A 14,856-nucleotide genomic window follows, 5' to 3' on the forward strand; every position below is an offset into this window, starting at 1 on the left:
GCGGTCGAATGGATCCGTGACCGCTTTGACCCCCATCCGAGTCGTCGCCGACCACTTCGAGGTGGCCGTGTCGACGTTGCACTACTGGGAGCGGCGCGGGCTGATCACCTCGCACCGGCGCGCCGGGAAGCGCTGCTACGACACCGATCAGCTCTACCGCATCGCCCTGATCAAGGAGTGGCGCACGAGCGGCCTGTTCGGCCTGGAGCAGATCGCGCTCATGCTCAACGGGCCGGGCTGGCTCGACGGGGTGGCCGCGCGGATCGAGGAGATCGAACGGCAGCAGGAGCAACTGGCCAACGCCCGCGCCTACCTGGACCGACTGCTCGGCTGCCGCTCCCCCGGCGATCCCGAGCGCTGCCCGGGCTTCCGCGCCGAGACCGAGCTCCCCGCGCCCTGCTGATCGCCGGGCATCGCCACCGCGGCAATGATTCCCGCGACGGCGAGGCAGGCCGCCGATGCGGCGAAGGCGGCGGTGTAGCCGTGCGCCAGCGCGTTGAGGTCGTCGCCGGAGTGCGCCGCCCGCCACGACGCGGCCACGGCCGCCGACAGCACGCTCAGCACGGCGAGCCCGATCGCGCCGCTGGTCTGGCGGACGGTGTTCAGCAGTCCGGCGGCCAAGCCGCTCTGGTGCTCCGGGACGCCGTTGGTCGCGCCCACCGTGATCGGAGTGAACGCTGCCGTGGTGCCGAACCCGAAGACCAGGCCGGGAAGCATCACCGAGGTCACGTAGGAGGCGTGCACCCCGATGAGCAGCGCGACGCCGGCCAGGCCCGCCGCGCCGGACAGGCAGGACAGCACCGCCGCGCGGCGCACGCCCAGCCGGACCGAAAGCGGTCCGGCGAGCTGAGCTCCGGCGAACTGCGCGGCCCCGATCGGCAGGTACCCGAGCCCGGCGTGCAGCGGCGAACAGCCGTGCACGTCCTGCAGGTACAGCGACAGCAGGATCGGGCTGGCGAAGAAACCCAGTCCCAGCAACAACATCACGACGTTGCCGCTGCTGACCGACCGCAGCCGGAAGATGCCCAGCGGCACCAGCGGTTCCCGCGACCACCGGGCCTGGTGCACCAGGAAGACGCCCAGCACCGCAGCGCCCGCCAACAGCGGCGGCCACACCGATGCGCCCGCATCGGCCGAGTGCATCACCGCGTACACGATGCCGACCAGGCCCGCCGTGACCAGCACGGCGCCGAGCACGTCCAGGCGCGGCCGCACCGCGTCGTCCGGACGCGGCGGCAAGGTCGCCCGCGCGGCCACGACGGCCAGCACCCCGATCGGCACGCTGACGAAGAACACCCACCGCCAGCCCGCCCACTCGGTCAGCAGCCCGCCGATCACCGGCCCGGCTGCCGCACCCACCGCGCCCACCGCGCTCCAGGTGCCCAGCATCCGCGCGCGCTGCGCGGGCTCGGTGAACGTCGTGGTCAGCAGCGAGAGCGTCACCGGCATCAGCAGCGCTCCGCCTATGCCCTGCACGGCCCGCGCGGCCAGCAGCAGCTCGGCCGAGGAGACCAGCCCGCCCACCGTCCTGGCCAGGGTGAACAGACCCATGCCGAGCACGAACATGCGGCGTTGGCCGTACACGTCCGACAGCCGACCGCCGAGCAGCAGGCACCCCGCGAAGGCGAGGGTGTAGGCGTTGACCACCCACGGCAGCGTCGTGTCGCTGAACCCCAGTTCGGCGCGGATCGCGGGGAGCGCGACGGAGACGATCGTGGCATCGAGGATCACCACGAACGAACCCGCGCAGGCCAGCGCCAGCAGCAGTCCCGCCTCTCCCAGTCCCGCCTCTCCGCGATTCACAGTGGTGGTTGCGTTAGCGAGTGAGCTCGCGTTTCGCGGTTTCCTGTGGCTGGGTTGCATCACGGTCCCCTGAGGTGCGGTTGAGCAGAACTGCGGTTGACACCGGACAAACGCGCGACCGATCTCGTGGCGCGTTCGCCGCCGTAGCCTGTCGGCTCAACTCGGGTTGAGCGCAAGCCCTGGGCGCCCTTGGCTAGGGTTCTGGGTGGGGGTGAGTGCCGTGGAGCGGGTCGGCATCGAACGGGCGGTCTGGTTCGGCGACGCCGAGCTGATCCCCGATCCGCACCGGGCCGCCGGCTGGACCGTGGCCGTCGACGGCATCTCCCAGTCCTTCGTCGACCTCGCCGACCCGACCTACCTGAAGTTCCCGTACGTCGCCTGGATCGCGCAGGCCGTCGACCGGCACTGGCCGCCGGGGACCGCTGTGTCGGCCACCTACCTCGGCGGCGCCGGGTGCACGCTGCCCCGCTACGTCGCCGCCACCCGGCCCGGTTCCGCGCAGACCGCGTTCGAGCTCGACGAACCGCTCGTGGAGCTGGTGCGCGAGCACCTCGCGCTGGACGAGGTGCCGGGGCTGGAGGTCCGCGTGCAGGACGGGCGCGCGGGCATCCGGGAAGCGCCGGACGGGAGCACCGATCTGGTGGTGCTCGACGTCTTCCGCGCAGGCAGCGTGGCCACCGAGCTGGCCACCGTCGAGTTCCTGACCGACCTCGCGCGGGTGCTGCGGCCCGGCGGCCTTTGCGCGGCGAACCTCTGGGACGGCGGCGAGCTGGAGTTCGCGCTGCGCGCGGTCGCCGCCGTCGGCGAGGTGTTCCCGCACGTCCTGGTCCTCGCCGAGCCCGCCGTCCTGCTGCGCCACCGGGCGGGCAACATCGTGGTCGTGGCGTCCACCCGCGACCTGCCGAAAGCGGGCCTCGACGCGTGGGGCGCAGCGGCGGCGAACCGGATGTCCTGCCTCACCCTGCCGCAGCTGGCCGCCGTCGCCGGAACAGCCGCTCCGCTCACCGAGGCGACCCCGCACACCGCGCCGGTGCCGCCCGTCCGCAAGGAACGGTTCTAGGCGACCACCGCGATTTCAATGGAAATCACGTCCCCGATTTCCATTGAAATCGCACTACCACCCGACGAACCACGAGCACGTCCGACCTCGGACGCACCCGCACCACGCAACTTCAATTGAAATCAGAGGTCCAATTTCAATTGAGATTGCGGAACGACCGGACGCACCACCGGCGCGTCGGGAGGTCACCGGGTGGCAGTGTTCCGCGGCCTCGGGGCGAGGACGTCGACGGTGCTCAGCAGGAGCATGTGGGCGTAGGCAGCCAGCACCGTCGCCAGCAGGATCCAGCCGCCACCGCTGTAGGCGTCCGGTTCGGCCAGCAGCAGCACTCCGCCGAACACCAGTGCCGTCAGGACGGTCGCGCCGATGCGCGCACCGGTCCGGTAGGCGATCGCCGCGGGCCAGGTCAGCAGCACCGCCGCCAGCACCAGGCCGAGCGGTCCGAGGCGGAACCCGGTGCTGAACAGCCAGTACTCCGCGGCGAGCAGCACTGCGGCGATGGCCAGAGCGGGAAGCCAGCGCGCCAGCCCGCGGCCGAAGCGCAGCCCGATCCGGCTGCCCGTCCACACCGCGAAGACCGCCACCAGCAGCATCGCGAACAGCACACCGGGGCCGAAGGAGGTTCCCGAGAAGTCCGCGATCGCCGTCCAGTCCCCTTGCACCGGGGCGAAGGCGAACCAGCCGAAGTCCTCACCGCCGCCCTCACCGAAGTCCTCACCGCCGCCCTCGCACGGGCCGCCGAACGGGCAATATCCCTGGTAGGGGGCGACTGCCGTCGCGATGGACAGCTGAGACTCGTAACTGTCCGCGGACATCGTCTGCAGGCCCACCTGCCCGATCCCGCCGATCCCGGTGAACGCCACCGCCGTGGCGGCGAACAGGCCGAGCAGCGCCACTCGCCGAGGCGCGGCCAAGGCGTAGACGACCGCCAGCGCCAGCGGCTTGACCAGCGTCATCGCCCGGCGGCCGAGCCACGGCAGCACGCCGCCTCCAGACGGGCGGGCAGCGCGGTAGGCGAGCATGCCGAAGCGGGTGGCCAGCGACAGCGCGCGCCGCTCGCCCAGGTCGGCGAACCGCTGGCGGCCGACGGAGTAGCGCTCGACCTCGCTCGACAGCTGCGCAGGCGCGGGCGTCGGCGGCCGGCCACCGCCGCGCTGGTCCGCGCCCGCGGCCACCGTCGCGACGTACGGGACCTCCTCCGCCGCGATCGTCCACTGCAGACGCTCGGTGAGCAGGTCGCGGGTCGCGGTCAGCGGGTGCTCGTCGTCGGGCCGGGCGAACAGCGCGTCGAGCTCGGCGCGCACCTCACCGGCGTGCCGCGCCCACACCTCGGCCAGGAAACCGCGCCACTGCTTGGCCTGCGCCTCGTCCAGCTCGCCGAGTTCGGCCTTCGTCGGACGGCTGACGATCGCCTGCAGCGCATCGCCGAGCTCCTCCGAGCCGCTGTGCCGCCGCGCCAGCCGCGCCGGATCTGTGAGCAGCCCGACCAGCGCGGCGGCGGAGTCCATCCGCCCCCACATCCAGTCGTTGGCCCGCCACTTGGCGGACAGGAACGCGCCGAAGTTGCCGATGTCCAGGCCGCGGATCTTGTCCGCGATGCGCAGCGGCACGCCCTCGCCGCGGCGCAGCGCCGCGAACGGCAGCGGGCTCTGCTCGTCGCTGACCACCCGCAGCAGGTTGATCCGCGAACCCGGCACCCGGCCCACGTCCAGCGGCGAGGTCAGCACCACCAGCTGCTGGAGCACCTCGTCCCGGTGATCGCTGCGCTCCAGCAGCGAGTAGCCGATCTGCTCGGGCTCGTCGCACCGCTCGCGCGGCGGCGCCAACGCGGCCAGCCGGTCGGCCACCCGGTGCAGCAGCTTGCGCGCTTCGGCCACCGCGTCGATCCCGTTGGCGTCCGGCACCGCGTCCCCGCCCGAGGACTCCACGATGGACCGCAGCTCGGCGGCGAACTCGGCCAGCACCCGCTGGAAGTCCGCGCCTCCCTCCGCCTCGCCCAGCACCTCGCCGAGCAGCGGCGCGATCGGCGTGGGCAGCGCGTGCTGCAACCGGATCCGGCGGCGGAGCACCCGCTGCACCCACTCGTCGAGCTCGGCGGTCTCGACGATCGGCTCCAGCTTCGCGCCGTTGATCCAGTACCGGTCGGCGTGGCCCTCCAGCACCTCGGCGAACGTGCGCAACCGGTAGAGCACCGACTTGCAGCGCCCGATCTCCCGGCTCTCCGGTGACCACCGCTCGATGTCCCACGCCCAGCCGAGGCACTCCTGGATCGCGGCGAGCAGGCTGTGCGCGTCGTCGAAGACGCGCGTCGTCGCGTCGCGCCGGAGCCCGTCCGACAGGCGCCGCGCGAGCTGCGTCCGGGCCTGCGCCGACCAGTCCGCGAGCGGATCACCGACCACCGGCGGCAGCAGCCGCCCGTCCTCGCTGCCCGCGGGCTCGGTGAGCAACCGGTACGCGGCCTGCGCGTCGAGCTCCGAGCGCACCACGGCGTGGTCTGGCCCGACGGCGGCGACCTGGCTCGCCAGGGCGGCGAGCCGCTGCGCGTCGGGCGCGGCGTGCAGCTGGGCGAACAAAGCCTTGCGCCGCAAGGCGGTTCGCTCCACGAGGAGGTTGTGGTCGGCCAGCGCGTCGAGGTCGGCCAGCAGCGATTCCTGGGTCATGCGGGCGCGCAGCGCGGTCAGTGTGACCGGCACGGCGTGCCCCGGCTCGCGGCGCTGCGTGCGGGATGCGACGGGGTCCGGGTTCAGGTACAGCAGCCACCGCTGCGTGGGGCGGTCCGCCGGGGCTTCGGTGATCGCGCGGATCGCCGCCGACACCGGGATGTTGTCCAGCACACCGCCGTCGATCACCCGGAACGGCGTTCTCCCGGAATCGGGAGTGGTCTCGGAGAACAGCCCGACCATGTTCGGCTCGCCCGCTGGCGGCTCGCCCAGCGAGGAGAACACCTGAGCGGGCTCGAAGACGAACGGGAACGCCGAGGTGGCGCGGGCCGCGTGCGCCAGCCGCAGCACCGTGGCGCCGAACTTCTCGCCCGCGCCGAAGTCGGACAGCGGATCGCCCGCCCGGCCCCGGTGCTGGAAGGAGAACGACGCGGTGCGCCGCTCCTGGAGCATCGGCTCGGAGCGCGAATCGAGGCGCTGCTCCACGACCGGGTCCAGCAGGGTCGCGGTGAGCAGCAGGTCGGCGCGGTTGTTCGGCAGGTCCGGCTCGGCGGGCACGTTGCCGGTGATGACCTTCACCAGTTCGGTGCGGAAGTAGTCGTCGCCCTCCAGCAACGACGGCGGGCTGGGCTGCCAGAACTTGGGCAGCGGCCGGGACATCGCCTCCACGTCGCCCAATCGGACCCAGATCTCGCGCATCCGGTCGAAGGGCATCCCGTAGACCAGGGTGGTGGCCAGCAGCGTGGCGTTGAGACCACCGGCCGACGCGCCGGCGAGCACGTCGACGGCGACCGAGTCGTAGCCGGACAGCTGCGCCAGCGCGGCCCACGGGTGCGCTCCGTCGTCGGCGTCGACCAGCGCGGTGCGCAGCCGGTTGATCTCGGCGACGGCGCCGCCGATCCACACGGCCATGCTCGCACCGCCGCGCATCGCCAGCGCCAAGCGCAGTTCCTGCTCGTTCTCCGCTCCAGCCGCGGTGGCCACCTCGGAATCCGCCCTCTCCGTCGACACCTGCGGATCATCCGAAACCTACCGCGAGAACACCGCCCGGTGGCCCCGGAACGGCATTTCTGACCCCCAATGCCCCGCAACCTCAACCCTCGCGGACCAACCACCGCTCAGCCGGCGGGGCCTCGGTCTCCGGTCATGCTTCCGGGGGCGTCCAGCGGTCGGTTCGGGTCATCCCGGCCGCTCGGCCCTTGCCCGCGATCACCAGGGCCATCTTGCGGGAGGCCTCGTCGATCATCTCGTCGCCGAGCATCGCCGCGCCGCGCGCGCCACCGGCCGCCGAGGTGTGCCACTCGTAGGCGTCCAGGATGTTCTCCGCGTGGTCGTAGTCCTCCTGGCGGGGCGAGAACAGCTCGTTGACCGCGTCCACCTGGGCCGGGTGCAGGACCCACTTGCCGTCGAAGCCCAGCGCCGCCGTGCGGCCGCCGACCCGCCGCAACCCGTCCACGTCCTTGATCTGCAGGTACGGGCCGTCGATGGCCTGCACCCCGGCCGCGCGGGCCGCGATCAGGATGCGCATCAGCGTGTAGTGGTAGGCGTCGCCCACGTCGTAGCCCGGCGGCTGGTGGCCCACCACCAGGGAGCGCATGTTGATCGAGGCCATGAAGTCCGCCGGGCCGTACACCAGCGCCGCCACCCGCGGCGAGGCGGTGGCGATCGCGTCCACCTCGACCAGGCCCGCGGCGTCCTCGATCTGCGGTTCGATGCCGATCCGGCCGACCTCCAGCCCGGTCGCCCGCTCGATCTGGGTCAGCGTCAGGTCCAGCCAGCGCACGTGCTCGGCGGTGCTGACCTTCGGCAGGACGATCGTGTCGAGCTCGGCGCCCGCGCCCTCCACGACGGTCACCACGTCGCGGTAGGTCCACTCGGTGTCGAGCGCGTTGACCCGCACCGAGCGGATCTTCCCCTCCCAGCCGCCCTCGTTGAGCGCGCCGACGATCCGGTCCCTGGCCTCGGCCTTGGCCAGCGGCGCCACCGCGTCCTCGAGGTCCAGGAAGAACTGGTCGACGGCGAGACCGCGCGCCTTGTCGATCATCTTCGCACTGGAACCGGGCACCGCCAGGCAGCTGCGCCGGGCACGTCGACCGTCCACGTTGTCCTCCTGAGAGATGGCTGGTGGTTGTTCTGCTGGGGTGGTCGCCTAGTGGTCCAAGCGGCTGCCGCCGCTCAAAAGGCGCGGACGGCATCCGCCGACAGACTCCTCAACGACGAGAGCTGCATGTGTCGTACCACGCCGAGCGGCGGTGCAGTGCGTGCCGAAGGTCACCCGGCTCGTCCAGGCGGCGGGCCGACCGATCAGTGCCTAACCTGATCGCGTGGTTGCCGCGACCAGGGTTTTCGCCGCCCGGATGGCCGGGCTCCCGGTGTTCGGGCCGGATGGCGAATCGATCGGTCGAGTGCGCGACGTGGTCGCCGGGCTGAGCATCGGGCGGCGGCCGCCGCGCGTCCTCGGCGCGGTCGTCGAGCTGCCCACCCGCCGCCGCATCTTCGTGCCGATGCTGCGGGTCACCCGGATCGAACCCAACGCGGTGACGCTGGCGACCGGATCGGTGAACCTGCGGAAGTTCCACCAGCGCCCCAACGAACTGCTGGTGCTCGGCCAGCTCCTCGACGCGCGGGTCGCCGTCGACCCGGCGGGCACTCCCGCCGTGCTGGTCGACGTCGCGTTGGAGCAGACCCGCACCCGCGACTGGCAGCTGAGCAAGCTGGCGGTCCGCGAGCGCACCGGCAGGCTCGGCCGCTGGGGCCCGACCCGGGTGCTGGCCTGGGACCAGGTGAGCGGTCTGGGATTCGCCGAGGTCACCGGCCGTCCGCAGGGCGTGCAGCAGCTGCTGGCCATGTTTGACACGATGCGCGCCGTCGACGTCGCCAGCACGCTGCACGAGCTGCCGACCAAGCGCCGCTACGAGGTCGCCGAGGCGCTGGACGACGAACGGCTCGCCGACGTCGTCGAGGAGCTTCCGGAGGACGACCAGAAGGACCTGCTGAGCCACCTCGACGACAAGCGCGCCGCGGACGTGCTGGGGGCGATGAGCCCGGACGACGCCGCCGACCTGCTCTCCGAGCTGTCCGAAGTGGACAAGGATCGGTTGCTCGGCCTGATGGCGCCGGAGGAGTCGGCCCCCGTCAAACGGCTCCTGGAGTACTCCTCCGACACCGCGGGCGGCCTGATGACGCCGGAACCGGTGGTCGTCGAACCGGACGCGACCATCGCCGAGGCCCTCGCCCTGGTGCGCAACCCGGACCTGCCGGTGGCGCTGGCCAGCCTGGTCTTCGTCTGCCGACCGCCGTCGGCCACCCCGACCGGCCGCTACCTGGGCTGCGTGCACATCCAGCGGCTGCTCCGCGAACCACCGTCCACATTGGTCGCCGGTGCGCTGGACACCGACCTGGCGTGCCTGTCCGCGCAGGCCCCGCTGACCGAGGTGACCCGCTACTTCGCCGCCTACAACCTGGTCTGCGGTCCGGTGCTCGACGACGAGGAGCACCTCATCGGCGCGGTCACCGTCGACGACGTGCTCGACCACCTGCTGCCGGAGGGCTGGCGGGAGAGCGGGCTGCCCGAAGCCGAACCGAACCCACCGCCGAACCGGGAGCCGCGCTGATGCCCGAGCTGCTGACCCATCGCCGACTCGACCAACCCCGACCGGCGCACCGCCTGTCGATCAGCTTCGACCGGGAGTTCTTCGGCCGGTTCTCCGAGCGCATCGCCCGGTTCCTGGGCACCGGCACGTTCCTGTTCTGGATGACGCTCTTCGTGGTCACCTGGATCGGCGTGAACCTGTTCGCGGTCGGCCTGCGCTGGGATCCGTACCCGTTCATCCTGCTCAACCTGGCCTTCTCCACCCAGGCGTCCTACGCCGCGCCGCTGATCCTGCTGGCGCAGAACCGCCAGGACGACCGCGACCGCATCTCGCTGGAGGAGGACCGGGCGCGCGCCGAGCAGACCAAGGCCGACACCGACTTCCTGGCCCGCGAGCTGGCGGCCCTGCGCCTGGCGATCGGCGAGGTGGCCACCCGCGACTACCTGCGCGGCGAGCTGGACCGCCTCCGCGAAGAGCTCCCCGGCCTGCCCAGCACAGCGGACAAACGCCGAAGCCGACCCTGATCAGACGGAGTCGACGGAGTCGGACGGAGTCGACGGAGTCGGACGGAGTCGACGGAGTCGGACGGAGTCGACGGGATTGGACGAGGTCGACGGGGTCGGACGGGGTCGACGGGGTCGGACGGGGTCGACGGGGTCGACCGGGGTCGACCGGGGCCGACGGGGTCGGACGAGGTCGACGAGGTCGGACGAGGTCGACGAGGTCGGACGAGGTCGGACGAGGTCGGACGAGGTCGACGGGGTCGACGGGGTTGGATGCGATTTCAATGGAAATTGGACGTCCAATTTCCATTGAAATCGCGTGGATCCCGACGCCCCGTCGGCGTGTCGGGCGTTCGACACGCCGACGGGGGATGCAAGTTCCATTGAAATCGTGGAGGTGATTTCCATTGAAGTTGCGGAAGTTCGCCACCGCGGCGGCGGGCTCCGGCGCGTCGGACCGCCCTGATCAGGCGGGGTCGAGGTCGGCGTAGAGGGCGACAATCGCGGGCGCCGTGACCGGGCGGGCCAGGTACTCCTCGCGGGTCATCCAGGCCAGTTCGGCGATCTCCGCCGCCGGGACGGGCTCGCCGTCGAGCTCGCCCGAGTAGCAGCTCAGCGACACCTGGACACCTTCGCCCTGGCCGACCGCGTCCGTCTCGTAGCGGCGGTAGAAGTCCGGCCCCACCAGCTCGACGCCCAGCTCCTCGCGGACCTCCCGGTGCAGCGCCTGCACCTCGGTCTCGCCCGGGTCGATCTTGCCGCCGGGCAGGTAGAACGCGTCCTGGTAGTCGGCGCGGACCAGCAACAGCCTGCGGTCGGCGAACCGCACCAGCCCGACCGCGCGGATCACCTCGGACGTCGAGTACTTCGCTTCTGGCACGTCCTCATGCTTGCGCACGCTGACCCGGCGGCGACGGCACACCCCCGTCGGCCAGCCGCTCGAAGGTGCGCACCAGCGCCTCCAGCTCGCCCGCGGTCGCCGACAGGAAGTACCGCGCGACGCCGCTGCGGTGCGTGGCGAGCGCCGTCCGCAGCCGGTCCTCACCACTCTCGGTGATCACCGCCTGCACTCCCCGGCCGTCGGAATCCACCCGGACCCGCCGCACCAGCCCGAGCCGTTCGAGGCGGTCCACCAACCTGGTCACCCCGGAGCGGGACAGCAGCACGACGTCGGCGAGCTCGGTCATCCGCAACCGGTGCTCCGGCGCCTCGGCCAGCGCTTCGAGCACGTCGTAGGCGGCCAGCGTGAGCCGCTGCTCGGCGATCAGGTCGCCCTCCAGGCAACGCGTGACCCGGGCGTGCGCGCGGAGGAAACTGCGGTACGCCAGCAATTCATTTCGAGTCGGTAATCGATCAAGAGCCGTCTCGGCCACGAAGATTGATATTACGGTCCGCGTTCACCCGACTGCGCAGCGCCCCCGCCGAACACCCGATGGTCACCCCGCGTGAACCGGCCCCGGTCGCCATCGCCCCTGTTCCGGGCGGGCTACCGATCCGTAGCATTGGAATCGCCCCGAGGGGGCCGTGTGAGAACCTTGGTCCTCTCCGCGAAGTTCCCAACAGCTTGCCGAGGTAACCGTGACCAGTACGCAGTCCGCGCCCACCGAGGACGCCGTCCGCAAGGCCCTCAGCCAGGTCGAGGACCCGGAGATCCGGCGGCCGATCACCGACCTGGGCATGGTCAAGAGCGTGTCCATCGGCGACGGCGGCGCCGTGCTGGTCGAGGTCTACCTGACGGTCAAGGGCTGCCCGATGCGGGAGACCATCACCCAGCGGGTCACCGACGCGGTCGCCGCCGTCGAGGGCGTCGGCTCCGTCCAGGTGGAGCTGGACGTGATGAGCGACGAGCAGCGCACCGAGCTGCGCAAGGCGCTGCGCGGCGACGCCGCCGAACCGCGCATCCCGTTCGCCGAGCCGGGCTCGATGACCCGCGTGTACTGCGTGGCATCGGGCAAGGGCGGCGTCGGCAAGTCCAGCGTGACGGTGAACCTCGCCGCCGCGATGGCCGAGCGCGGGCTGTCGGTGGGCGTGGTGGACGCCGACATCTACGGCCACTCGGTGCCGCGGATGCTGGGGGCGGGCGGCAAGCCCACCCAGGTGGAGAAGATGATCATGCCGCCGCAGTCGCACGGCGTGAAGGTCATCTCGATCGGCATGTTCACCCCGGGCAACACCCCGGTGGTCTGGCGCGGCCCGATGCTGCACCGCGCGCTGCAGCAGTTCCTCGCCGACGTGTTCTGGGGCGACCTGGACGTGCTGCTGCTGGACCTCCCGCCCGGCACCGGCGACGTGGCGCTGTCCACCGCCCAGCTCATCCCGAACGCCGAGATCCTGGTGGTCACCACCCCGCAGCAGGCGGCGGCCGAGGTCGCCGAGCGCGCGGGCGCGATCGCCATGCAGACCCGCCAGCGGCTGGCCGGCGTGGTGGAGAACATGTCCTGGATGGAGCTGCCCGACGGCCAGCGGATGGAGGTCTTCGGCTCCGGCGGCGGTCAGCTGGTGGCCGACTCGCTGTCCCGCTCGCTGGGCACCGAGGTCCCGCTGCTCGGCCAGGTCCCGCTCGACCCGCGCCTGCGCGAGGCGGGCGACGCGGGCACGCCCCTGGTGCTGGAGGCGCCGGACTCCCCGGCCGCGGTGGTCCTCAACGACATCGCCAAGCGGCTGTCCACCCGCTCCCGGGGCCTGGCGGGCAAGCTACTCTCCGTCTCCCCGGCCTGACCAGCCGAGAAGGGCATCTCCGGGCAGCCGGGGATGCCCTTCGCCGGGTCAGATGCGCTTGGTGATGGCCAGCAGACCCGGCCCGGTCGGGAGCGTGACCGGGACGAGGGTGTCGTCGGACTGCACCTCGCGGATGAGCTCGCGCAGGGCTTGGGCCATCGCGCTGCGGGTGTCCGGCCCGGCCAGCTGGGTACCGGCGAAGACGATCACCCCGCCCGGCCGGAGCAGGCGCAGGCCGAGCTCCAGGTACTGCGGGTACTCCGTGGTCGCGATGTTCACCGAGACCAGGTCGTAGCCGCCCTCGGTGAGGCGGGGCATCAGGTCGACCGCGCGGCCGGCGATCAGCCGGGTGCGGCTGGCCGGGACGCCCGCGTCGCGCAGCGTCCCGCGCGCCTCGCGGTGCACCGAGGCGTCCGCGTCGATCGAGGTCACCACGCCGTCCGGCACCATGCCGCGGAGCAGCCACAGCGCGGTCTCGCCCGAGCCGGTGCCGACCTCCACGGCGGCCTTCGCCTGCAACGCCGCGGCCAGGAAGCGCAGCACGTGCAGCGGCGACGCACCGACCGATGTGCCCTGCGGGCCATCGGGCATGCGCAGCGGCGTCTGCTCGCGGCCCGCGGGCCCGGCACCGAGCGGCGTCTCGGGGATCACAACGCGAAAGGTTATCGATGTTGTGCTCATCCGTGACCCGCGCGGTCGACATCGTTAGTGGGCCGTTTCCGGCGACGCTCGGTGAGACGTAGCTCACGCTAGGTTCTCAGGCTGTTCTCAGGCCTCTATTAAGGCCACCTCACCAGCGCAGACGAGAGTAGTGGCGTCATGACCGACACCAGTCGGCGTCTCCACTCCGAAGGGCCGGGAACAACGAGCCCGACCCGCTCGTTCTGGTAGATGCAAAGCGCAGGAGGTGGCTTTTCGCCCAATGGCAACTCAGCCGATGAGTGTGGCCCCCAGTGTTCGACCGAGCACCGGTGTTCGACCCAGCACCGTCTCGCCCGCTGAGGAGGTCGCCTGGACCCCGCCGTCGTGGGACGAGGTCGTGCGGCAGCACGCCGACCGGGTGTACCGGCTGGCGTACCGCCTGACCGGTAACCAGCACGACGCGGAGGACCTGACCCAGGAGACCTTCATCCGGGTGTTCCGCTCGCTCGCCTCGTACAAGCCGGGGACGTTCGAGGGGTGGCTGCACCGGATCACCACGAACCTGTTCCTGGACATGGCCCGCCGCAGGTCCCGCCTGCGGATGGAGGGCCTGCCCGAGGACACCGACCGGTTGCCGGGCGGCGGTCCGAGCCCGGAGCAGGTGTTCTACGACACCCACCTCGACCCCGACCTGCAGTCGGCGCTGGACGAGCTGCCCCCGGAGTTCCGGGCCGCAGTGGTGCTCTGCGACGTCGAGGGCCTCTCCTACGAGGAGATCGGGACGACGCTGGGCGTCAAGCTCGGAACCGTGCGCAGCAGGATCCACCGCGGACGCCAGATGCTGAAGGCCACCTTGGAGTCTCGCCGCGAGCAAGCCCGGGAGGTTTGAGACGGATGACGGTTTTGCGTGGGTGGGGTCTGCCCGAGCAGCACCTCGCGCTGGACGCGATCGTCGCTTTCGTGGACGGGGAACTGAGCCCGAACGCCCATGACCGCGCCGCCGCCCACCTGGCCCGGTGCCCCGCGTGCACGTCGGACGCCGCCGCCCAGCGGCAGGCCCGGGCCGCGGTGAAGGCTGCCGGGACCCCGTCGATCTCGCCGTCCCTCCTGCAGGCGCTGCAGGCCATACCGGCGCACGCCGAGCTCCCGAGCCAGCCCGAAGGCCTCGCGCTGACCGAGGACGGCCAGCTGGTCACCGTCTCCCGCCCCGACCGCGCGCGCCGGTTCGGCACCGGCGCCGTCCTGGGTTCCACGACGCCGCTCGGCGGCGGGCAGCAACCCTTGGGGAGCTCCCGCCCTTTTGCCGGTGATCCCGGCGGCGAGCCCGAACCGGCCCGCCGGATGGGCCGCCGCACCAAGCAGGGCGCCGGCGTGGTGTTCTCCGGCCTCGTGCTCGGCGCGCTCGCGCTGATGAACCTGCCCGCGGACGAGGACGGCAGGCCGATCCCCGGGTTGCCCGGCCCGCAGCCGGGCGGGGAGTTCGCCGTGGTGCCCGCCTCCGCCCGCGATTCGCTGCCGCCGGAGACGACGACCCGCGCCGAGCCGCCGGCGCCGCTGGTGGCCGCTGTCGTGCCTCCGGCCGCCGAACCCGCACCGACTACCACGTCGAGCGCGGCCCCGCAGAACTGATCGGAACCGCGTCGCCGCGGTTTTCTTCGCCTCTCCAACACGGACTTCACCGTTCGCCCGGCAGAATGGGCGCACCGGCAGTGGGCCCAGGTGCCGGTGGCACGGGAGTCTCGCCCGTGTGATCCACTCGAAGGGACGAGTCCGACCGCATGCCCGGGGAGCGATGACCGACCAGCCAGGAACGCCCGCGCAGGGCCCGGACGACGAACACGGACGTCGGGACGAGCCCCGCGCAGGCCGGCCAGAAT

General features: G+C 72.0%; 13 protein-coding genes. 7 read left to right on the plus strand and 6 right to left on the minus strand.

Annotation, left to right across the window (positions count from 1 at the left end; genetic code table 11):
- Positions 1–16 precede the first annotated feature (16 nt).
- On the plus strand, positions 17–403 hold the full coding sequence (locus tag ATL45_RS07750; RefSeq protein WP_093153077.1) for a MerR family transcriptional regulator: 387 nt from the start codon (positions 17–19) through the stop codon (positions 401–403).
- Here the strand turns inward: ATL45_RS07750 and ATL45_RS07755 are convergent.
- The gene (locus tag ATL45_RS07755; protein WP_246025217.1) at positions 310–1,803 is read right to left on the minus strand and encodes a DHA2 family efflux MFS transporter permease subunit; all 1,494 of its coding nucleotides are present in this window, start codon (positions 1,801–1,803) and stop codon (positions 310–312) included. The genes ATL45_RS07750 and ATL45_RS07755 overlap by 94 nt on opposite strands.
- A gap of 211 nt (positions 1,804–2,014) precedes the next feature.
- Here ATL45_RS07755 and ATL45_RS07760 point away from each other — a divergent pair, with 211 nt between their 5' ends.
- Positions 2,015–2,863 (plus strand): spermidine synthase, encoded by an 849-nt coding sequence (locus ATL45_RS07760; RefSeq protein ID WP_093153072.1) that lies wholly within the window; start codon positions 2,015–2,017, stop codon positions 2,861–2,863.
- A gap of 185 nt (positions 2,864–3,048) precedes the next feature.
- Here the strand turns inward: ATL45_RS07760 and ATL45_RS07765 are convergent, their stop codons facing one another.
- Together ATL45_RS07765 and ATL45_RS07770 are read right to left on the minus strand one after the other, a co-directional pair.
- Complete coding sequence (locus tag ATL45_RS07765) at positions 3,049–6,534, minus strand: patatin-like protein (protein ID WP_246025218.1); 3,486 nt, start codon at positions 6,532–6,534, stop codon at positions 3,049–3,051.
- Positions 6,535–6,667: 133 nt separating this feature from the next.
- Positions 6,668–7,624 (minus strand): HpcH/HpaI aldolase/citrate lyase family protein, encoded by a 957-nt coding sequence (locus ATL45_RS07770; RefSeq protein ID WP_093153069.1) that lies wholly within the window; start codon positions 7,622–7,624, stop codon positions 6,668–6,670.
- A gap of 223 nt (positions 7,625–7,847) precedes the next feature.
- On the opposite strand from ATL45_RS07770, the gene ATL45_RS07775 reads away from it, so the two are divergent.
- Both ATL45_RS07775 and ATL45_RS07780 read left to right on the plus strand, forming a co-directional pair.
- The gene (locus ATL45_RS07775) at positions 7,848–9,137 is read left to right on the plus strand and encodes a magnesium transporter MgtE N-terminal domain-containing protein (RefSeq protein ID WP_246025219.1); all 1,290 of its coding nucleotides are present in this window, start codon (positions 7,848–7,850) and stop codon (positions 9,135–9,137) included.
- Positions 9,137–9,640 (plus strand): DUF1003 domain-containing protein, encoded by a 504-nt coding sequence (locus tag ATL45_RS07780; RefSeq protein ID WP_093153064.1) that lies wholly within the window; start codon positions 9,137–9,139, stop codon positions 9,638–9,640. The genes ATL45_RS07775 and ATL45_RS07780 overlap by 1 nt, the downstream gene beginning before the upstream one ends.
- Positions 9,641–10,085: 445 nt before the next feature.
- On the opposite strand, the gene ATL45_RS07785 is transcribed toward ATL45_RS07780, so the two are convergent.
- A complete protein-coding gene (locus tag ATL45_RS07785; protein ID WP_246025220.1) occupies positions 10,086–10,499 on the minus strand; it encodes an NUDIX hydrolase in 414 nt (137 codons plus the stop codon).
- A gap of 4 nt (positions 10,500–10,503) precedes the next feature.
- Positions 10,504–10,950 carry a MarR family winged helix-turn-helix transcriptional regulator gene (locus tag ATL45_RS07790; protein WP_093153058.1) on the minus strand — a complete coding sequence of 149 codons (447 nt, stop codon included), beginning with the start codon at positions 10,948–10,950 and terminating at the stop codon, positions 10,504–10,506.
- A 247-nt stretch (positions 10,951–11,197) separates the two neighbouring features.
- Here ATL45_RS07790 and ATL45_RS07795 point away from each other — a divergent pair, with 247 nt between their 5' ends.
- Complete coding sequence (locus ATL45_RS07795; RefSeq protein WP_093153056.1) at positions 11,198–12,337, plus strand: Mrp/NBP35 family ATP-binding protein; 1,140 nt, start codon at positions 11,198–11,200, stop codon at positions 12,335–12,337.
- Between the two features lie 48 nt (positions 12,338–12,385).
- On the opposite strand, the gene ATL45_RS07800 is transcribed toward ATL45_RS07795, so the two are convergent.
- Positions 12,386–12,988, minus strand: a complete 603-nt coding sequence (locus tag ATL45_RS07800; protein ID WP_093153053.1) for an O-methyltransferase — start codon at positions 12,986–12,988, stop codon at positions 12,386–12,388.
- Positions 12,989–13,274: 286 nt separating this feature from the next.
- Between ATL45_RS07800 and sigE the strand changes: the two genes are divergently transcribed.
- Positions 13,275–13,868, plus strand: coding sequence for an RNA polymerase sigma factor SigE (sigE, locus tag ATL45_RS07805; protein WP_093153050.1), 594 nt, complete (start codon positions 13,275–13,277; stop codon positions 13,866–13,868).
- 5 nt (positions 13,869–13,873) lie between these two features.
- A complete protein-coding gene (locus ATL45_RS07810; RefSeq protein WP_177241981.1) occupies positions 13,874–14,608 on the plus strand; it encodes a zf-HC2 domain-containing protein in 735 nt (244 codons plus the stop codon).
- Positions 14,609–14,856 lie beyond the last annotated feature (248 nt).

Source organism: Saccharopolyspora antimicrobica, from assembly GCF_003635025.1.
GTDB classification, from domain to species: domain Bacteria; phylum Actinomycetota; class Actinomycetes; order Mycobacteriales; family Pseudonocardiaceae; genus Saccharopolyspora; species Saccharopolyspora antimicrobica.

Excerpts from the sequence above, each read along its gene's own strand:
- ATL45_RS07780 (WP_093153064.1), top strand. The coding sequence starts at position 9,137 with ATGCCCGAGCTGCTGACCCATCGCCGACTCGACCAACCCCGACCGGCG.
- ATL45_RS07810 (WP_177241981.1), top strand. The coding sequence starts at position 13,874 with ATGACGGTTTTGCGTGGGTGGGGTCTGCCCGAGCAGCACCTCGCGCTG.
- sigE (WP_093153050.1), top strand. The coding sequence starts at position 13,275 with ATGAGTGTGGCCCCCAGTGTTCGACCGAGCACCGGTGTTCGACCCAGC.